The sequence below is a fragment of the Microcoleus sp. B3-D2 genome (assembly GCF_036705345.1).
Lineage (GTDB): Bacteria > Cyanobacteriota > Cyanobacteriia > Cyanobacteriales > Microcoleaceae > Microcoleus.
Map to the genome: position 1 here is coordinate 1 of NZ_JAUBUG010000132.1, position 6,802 is coordinate 6,802.

General features: G+C 43.6%; 6 protein-coding genes and 1 pseudogene. 1 reads left to right on the forward strand and 6 read right to left on the reverse strand.

Annotated features, from left to right (window positions below; translation table 11 throughout):
• Nucleotides 1-249: 249 nt before the first annotated feature.
• From QUB14_RS27685 to QUB14_RS27705, 5 genes are all read right to left on the reverse strand, one after another.
• The gene (locus tag QUB14_RS27685) at nt 250-1,029 is read right to left on the reverse strand and encodes an ABC transporter ATP-binding protein (RefSeq protein ID WP_333221318.1); all 780 of its coding nucleotides are present in this window, start codon (nt 1,027-1,029) and stop codon (nt 250-252) included.
• A 96-nt stretch (nt 1,030-1,125) separates the two neighbouring features.
• Nucleotides 1,126-1,686 carry a hypothetical protein gene (locus QUB14_RS27690; RefSeq protein ID WP_333221315.1) on the reverse strand — a complete coding sequence of 187 codons (561 nt, stop codon included), beginning with the start codon at nt 1,684-1,686 and terminating at the stop codon, nt 1,126-1,128.
• 11 nt (nt 1,687-1,697) lie between these two features.
• Nucleotides 1,698-2,465 (reverse strand): hypothetical protein, encoded by a 768-nt coding sequence (locus QUB14_RS27695; protein WP_333221313.1) that lies wholly within the window; start codon nt 2,463-2,465, stop codon nt 1,698-1,700.
• A 350-nt stretch (nt 2,466-2,815) separates the two neighbouring features.
• A complete protein-coding gene (locus QUB14_RS27700) occupies nt 2,816-3,652 on the reverse strand; it encodes an SAM-dependent methyltransferase (protein WP_333221311.1) in 837 nt (278 codons plus the stop codon).
• 143 nt (nt 3,653-3,795) lie between these two features.
• On the reverse strand, nt 3,796-5,361 hold the full coding sequence (locus QUB14_RS27705) for an ABC transporter permease subunit (protein WP_333221309.1): 1,566 nt from the start codon (nt 5,359-5,361) through the stop codon (nt 3,796-3,798).
• A 257-nt stretch (nt 5,362-5,618) separates the two neighbouring features.
• Here QUB14_RS27705 and QUB14_RS27710 point away from each other — a divergent pair, with 257 nt between their 5' ends.
• On the forward strand, nt 5,619-6,191 hold the full coding sequence (locus tag QUB14_RS27710) for a Uma2 family endonuclease (protein ID WP_333221307.1): 573 nt from the start codon (nt 5,619-5,621) through the stop codon (nt 6,189-6,191).
• 366 nt (nt 6,192-6,557) lie between these two features.
• Here the strand turns inward: QUB14_RS27710 and QUB14_RS27715 are convergent.
• Nucleotides 6,558-6,725 (reverse strand): annotated as a pseudogene (locus tag QUB14_RS27715) (IS5/IS1182 family transposase); the annotation flags it as partial.
• Nucleotides 6,726-6,802 lie beyond the last annotated feature (77 nt).

The window sequence follows — 6,802 nt, forward strand, 5'->3', positions numbered from 1 at the left end:
ACATTTTCGGGTTCTATATTTTTCACTTCGTTCAAGTCAGTTACATCATACCTCATCTTTCTGAGAAAGGCTATATATTAGGCACGGCCATGTTTTTCGGTTTCCTGACCAAGAGGAGAAAACTTAAGAATCAATTGTCTGAAGTTAAATCAAAAGTTTAGGAATGACGCCAAACATCTAAGTAGGTCAACTATCGCTGTTAGATACCCGACTTCTTATTAAAGAAGTCGGGTATCTACTTATTCTGTATTATCCATGGCCATCTTCTTCTTTTCCCAAATAGGCCTCAATCACGCGAGGATCTGCGCGAACTTGATCCGGAGTTCCCTCAGCAATTTTAGTACCATACTCCATAACACTAACCCGATCGCTAATTCCCATCACCACCTTCATATCGTGTTCAATCAGCAAAATACTCAAATTCAACTCATCGCGAATCCGATAAATAAAGCGAGTTAAATCAGCCGTTTCGTTCGGGTTCATCCCCGCAGTCGGTTCGTCCAAAAGCAGCACTTTCGGATCGGAAGCCAAAGCCCTGGCAATTTCCAATCTCCGCTGGTCGCCGTAGGAAAGGTTTTTTGCCAACTCCGGCGCTTTAGAAGCACCTAAACCGACAAAATCCAGCATAGTCAGCGCTTTTATTTTAGCTTCTCGTTCCTCAATCATCGCAGCCGGAGGGCGAAGGATTGCGCCCAACAAACCTGTTTTTAATCGGCAGTGTCTGCCTACTAAAACATTATCCAGCACAGTCATGTTGTTAAACAAGCGGATATTTTGAAAAGTTCTAGCAATGCCGAAAGTTGTCAGGCGATCGGGCGGCAAACCCGTGATATTCTTCTGTTCCAAAAGCAACTGACCGGCACTCGGTTTGTAAATACCTGTCAGCATATTAAAAAAAGTAGTTTTGCCCGCACCGTTGGGGCCGATCAAACTGGCGATCGAGCCTTTTTCCAAGGTTAAACTAACCTGGTTGACGGCAGTCAAACCGCCGAATCGCATTGTAAGTTGCTGTGCTTCTAATAATGACATTTTGGTTTTGTTTCCTAATATTAGTTAAGCTGTTAGAGAGTTGCCCCTTGAGTTTTCGGGTAAAAACGCTGGAAAATTAAATGAGAGACAGTTCAGCTAAGGTTTAATATCTCTCCAGCGCCTAGCTTCCATGTGGTACTGTTGTAGCAATCGGTTAAAGTCTGCGGTATCAGTTGTTGCAATGATTACGTCTATTCCTATTCTCTTAATAATGACGGCTTGAGCAGCTATGATTAAGTCGGCATCGTGGGCTACATAAGAATTATTGCGTGCAAAAGCCCACAGTTCAGCAGCTTCTTGCATTACGTTGCCCTCTTCGCAAGTAACTGTAAAATATGCAACTCCTTTTTTTGTGATTAGCGCATCTAGTTTTTGAATAGCTTTAAGAGCTTTTTGTTTCTCTTCTAGTCCAGATTTGCGATCATGGATTCGTCTGACATGATCGCGCCTTGCTTCATAGTTTACGATTTCGGATATAGCTACAGGATATCCCTCATTTATTAGCGTCTCTAACCACTCATTGCATTCAATTGCTTCTCTAATAGATTCCTTAACTTCGCTTTCAGCGTTTTGAGCCAACCTATTTTTGCCTTCGTCAACAAGGGGATGTATGAGTTTTCCGACGACACCCGTATCTAAAAAAATTAACGTACTCATGAATTAGGTTGCTAGTTGTCTGATAGCTTTTCAAGCTCATTAATGTACTCTTCACGCCAGGAACGCAGAGTTTTAAGGAGTTCTTCTTTATCATCTGTTTTTAGTGCATTGTTGGCTTCTTCATAGATTGATTTATACGAAAATTTTTGGCGGTCGTGTCTATCAATTTCCCACAAAATTGCTTTGGCTGCATTTCTTATGGCTATAGCTTGGCTGGTGATTTCATCTGCTGGTCTTTTCTTGGCATAATCTTCAAATGTTTTATAGCTGATAAATGTCTGAGCTAGATCTTTGGCTAATTCGCGACCTCTTTTGGTAAAGAAGCTTAGATAATTTTCTGCAATATCTAATAAATTAATGAGTCCTGCGTAAAACAATCTTAGTTGCTTTACTTCGTTGTCTTCAAGAGATGCAGCAAGCATATATAATTGGGCAGAGATCCTTGTTCTAGATATTTTAGCCCAAAGTTGTACATTTTCTATGCCATCAACAGCTTCCTTCGGGGCAAAGTCTTTGTACTTTATCTTAAATGCTTCGACGCTACGTTCAAGTTGTTCTAAGCTTTTATGTCTCTCAGAAAGATTGCTTTCTGATTCAATATGGAGATAAAGCTCGTACATTGACAGCAGCTCTCTAAGACCCTCCTCTGGTGCCAGAGCATCTTGAGATTGGAATGCTTTTTCTAAGGATTGTTGTATCGCTGCAAATTGTTCTCCAACTCCCTTAATTTCTTCGGTGTAATTGCTTTTTTCAATGATTTGTTTTGTCGCTAAAGTCATAGCTTTGAATAATTGGAGGGATTCCGCCTTGGCCAGACGATACAGAGGATGGCTAATCCTGCTGCCGTGACGGTCAAGCTGGTTAATTCCTAGTTTAGCCTACCTGAGACATTGGCAAATACTTTTGGAGGCATTAGGGTACAGCATTGATACACGCCAAACAAGGAACCGAGCCCCGACTTCCTTAATTTGACACGCACCGAGGCGATCGCCTCGGTGCCCTTATGCAACAAAAGTTAATGAGCGTGCTATTTACTTTTGTCCGACTACTTACTGCATTTTCTAGCGTACAGACAAAGTGCGATCGTCTGTACTCTGCGGTGCGTCAGCAGCAAATTGTGTGAGTTGAGTCAAATCTCTTGACTGACGCACCCTACTGCATTCTCTAACGTACAAACAAAATAGAACTTAAAAAGATTAGATTCTAGCGAACGGCGAGGGCGATATTGTGCGTGTAAATCAGCAGTCGAAAAGTTTTCAATAACTTTGAGATTGAGTTCGTCAGCCAAAGTTGCAATCTTTTCAAACCCAGTAATCCACGGTGCATACATACTTTCGTATTTATCTATGTAATCATTGATATCGTGGTAACCCGTCGTTCTCAAAATCACCTTTTCCGACATATAATCAAAGGACAATCGGAAATTATGAACATTGTCACGAATTTGTTCTAACACAAGTATGACATCTTTTTTGTCAACCAAAGTAGTGTTGCCTTCCCACAAAAAATATGTCGGTCGAGCGAAATCAAATTCACTCTGTCTGAGCAAGGAGATTAAACCGTCTTTTACGTAATCGCCGGGGAGGTAGCGAACATTAGCAGTAACTTTGTTTGCTTTGAGAGTTTCTTCTTTTAATTGAAGAGTCGCGCGGTCGTCTATTTCAAAATAAATCACTCCTTCTCCATTAATTCTAGCAGCGCGAGTATCCAAGCCTGAACCTAAAATAACTACTTGCTTGCAACCTCCTAAAATTTGATTGGACAAAACATCATCAAAATATTTAGTCCGCAACTTAACCATTTCTTTAGCGGCGGGAGAGCTTTGAGCTATGTGGCTAGCTATTTTTTTTGTTGCCTCATTCAGCCAGATTTTTACTACATGATCAGTATAGAGAGGAATCGCCTCTTCATTCTCTTCTGCTCTAAATTCCGCAACGATAAAAGCAGTACCAGTAACATTTTTCATGGCTAATCTTTCACCCTTACTAAGTAGTTGGTTACAAATAAACATTAGATGGGGAGGGGAGTTTGAAACTCATAAACTCCCTTGCATCCTAGATTCTTAGCTAAACCCGCCTACAAAATACTATGGTTGTTGCCCTTACCTACTTATTGACTTCTCGCATCTGCTAAAGACTCATTGCTCGCTTCACCATCAGAATGCAGTTCAGCTTGGTGTATTTTATCAGGAATCAGTCCCTCCGGCCGCACGAGCATCATGACAACAAGAGTTAGGCCGAATAGAAATAAGCGCATTTGAATCGGGTCTAAACTGGTGGCCAGAAACTCTCGCAACGGGGGAATTGCAATCCTGGGGAGTACAAAAGTATTCAGAAAACCCTTGAGGACTTGCGCTAATTGTGGCAGATAAAGTCGATCGGCAGACATGATAATGATCGCGCCCAAAATCACCCCGGTCATGTTGCCCAAACCGCCTAAAATCACCATACACAGGATGATTACCGACACCGAGAAATCGAAAACGCTGGGAAAAATCGCGCTGATATAGGCGGCGTAAAACGCGCCTGCAAAGCCCGAAAACGTCGCTCCCATCGCAAAAGCCGAAAGTTTAGTTTTGACTAGGTTAATCCCCATCGCACTAGCCGCTAATTCATCTTCGCGCATGGCATTCCACGCCCTGCCCAAGCGGGAATCTCGCAGCCGCGAAATCATGAAGTAAGCGAAGACAACTAGCAGTAAAATTAGGTAGTACCAGGGAAAGTAGTTGCCGGTGCTGAAAGTGCCGACGATGGGGAGAGATGGACGCCCGATCGGGTTTATTCCCGCTTCGCCGCCGGTGAGGTTAAAAGGTCGATCGCACCCAACCAGACACAGCACCAACTCGGGTTTGCCCAACAGGGAAGCAACAATCTTCGACACTGGTTCGTCAATCCGAATCGCCGTTAAATTCCTAAACACAACCGGGATAATTTCGCCAAAACCGAGGGTAACAATCGCCAAATAATCGCCCTTGAGCCGCAGTGTCGGAATACCCAGGATTACGCCCGCGATCGCAGCTACACCGGCCGCGATCGGCAGTACCACCCAAAAGTTCCAAGCAATATTTAACTGCCCAGAAGATAGCAAAGCCGTCGTATAAGCGCCGATCGCAAAAAACGCCGCATATCCCAAATCCAACAAACCCGCAAAACCCACAGTAATATTCAAACCCAGCGCCAACATAATAAAGATTTGAATCTGTACTACAGTAGCAATCCACCCAGTCTGAGCCTGAATATCGATAAACGGAAACAGAATTAGAATAAAAGCTAATGTCACCAGAGTTGCCAGCCGCTGGCGTTCTCCCTGCAAACCCTGCAAAGCACCCATTAACGTAGCTGTCAAAATTGCGATCGTCAAACTGCAAATCCCGTACAGCAGCGTCGTCGGCAAAGCCACAGCAGATTGACCAGACAAAGGTCTAATCAAAACCCCTTCTAACACACTCGCAACTAACAGCCAAACTCCCAATCCCAATCCCGCTAAACTGCCGATAGTCGCACCCATTTTCGGGCTGTAAACCTTCTGCTCCCGACAGCTAATAAAGCCCGCCGCCGTACCCATCAGCCAGCCGATCACGGTGCCGCTCCAACCGCCGAATAACAAAACAGTCAAAGAGGCGATCGCCCCTAAAATACCAGTCGATTTGATCGCATTAATTATTTTTTTTGACATAGGAAGAAGTTATTAGTCCTTAGTTAGCAGTCAGTAGTTAGATGAAAGAATGCTACGAATCGCAGTTACAGATGGGACTGACGCCCGCAGTGGCAACTTCTGCCTCAAGCAACTCGATCGATCCCGGGCTCGGGAAACTGCTGAGCGGGCTAGGTACAGTTTAGAGTCTTTTGAGAGCGATTGTTTCACCAAAGCGCTCGAAACTTCAAATATACTGGAACTGTTACCGGAACACACTTCAAACGGGCGAGCGCTATATGGTACAAGCACTTCAAAAAAATATCAGCCTGGACGAGTTTTTGCAACTCCCAGAAACCCAACCCGCTAGCGAATACATCAAAGGTGCGATCGTACAAAAACCTATCCCGCAAGGAAAACACAGCACAATTCAGGGAGAACTCATCACGACGGTTAATGCAGCGGGCAAACCTCAGCGGATTGCTTGGGCATTTCCAGAACTTCGCTGCACTTTTGGCGGACGTTCCATTGTTCCGGATGTGGCTATTTTTGTTTGGAATCGCATTCCCCTAGACGCTGACGGCGAAATTGCCAATACATTTAATGCTCACCCAGACTGGACAATAGAAATTTTGTCCCCAGCCCAAAGCCAAACCAAAGTCACAAACAATATTTTGCACTGTTTGAACGCCGGTTGTCAGATGGGTTGGTTGCTCGATCCCGATGAAAAAAACATTTTAGCCTATCCCGCAAGGCAGCAGCCAATTTCATTGCAAGAACCAACAGATATACTTCCGATGCCCCAATTTATGCCGGAAATGCAGTTAACTTTAGGCGAAGTTTTTGGCTGGCTCAAACCAGGGAATATTTAATTGGGCGTACAGTATTGCACTCAATTGAGAAGCGCTATCTTATTACTTGAAAATAAAAACTCACTCCTGCCCATCGCCCCATTAAGTATTTTTTCAGTAGTATGAAGATGACGGCGAACGCTGACTATTTTTCATCCTTAACATATAGTTTAAGCTTTTGCGGCAGGGGTAGTCGGCGTCCTCTCGTTACATAATTCTTCACCCTAGTCTGCACGACAATCAACGAATTATGGCGTTGCTTAATCAGGCTATGAAAAAAAAACTTGAAAATCCCGCAGCTTTGTTGATACTGGTTTGTATGATTTGCATATTTAGGGCTTGCTGAATAATCGATCGCTTTCTGGCGATCGGGAGTGATCGATATATTCAAACAGAGTTAAAGATGAGTTTTTCCTGCCTTATTTTGAGTGAATTATAAGGGCAAATTATGTTAAGTCCAAAAACAGGCATTGTTTGAGCCGCTCGACATAAAAATACATAAAAAACCCGGCGCCACCAGGTACAAAGGTTCATGACTAAAAAAGTGATAGCAATCTGGGGGGGTGACAAAGAGAGCTAAGAGCTAGGCCTAATCTGAGTTACAACCCTCATCCCCCGTTGATAAAAGTGGC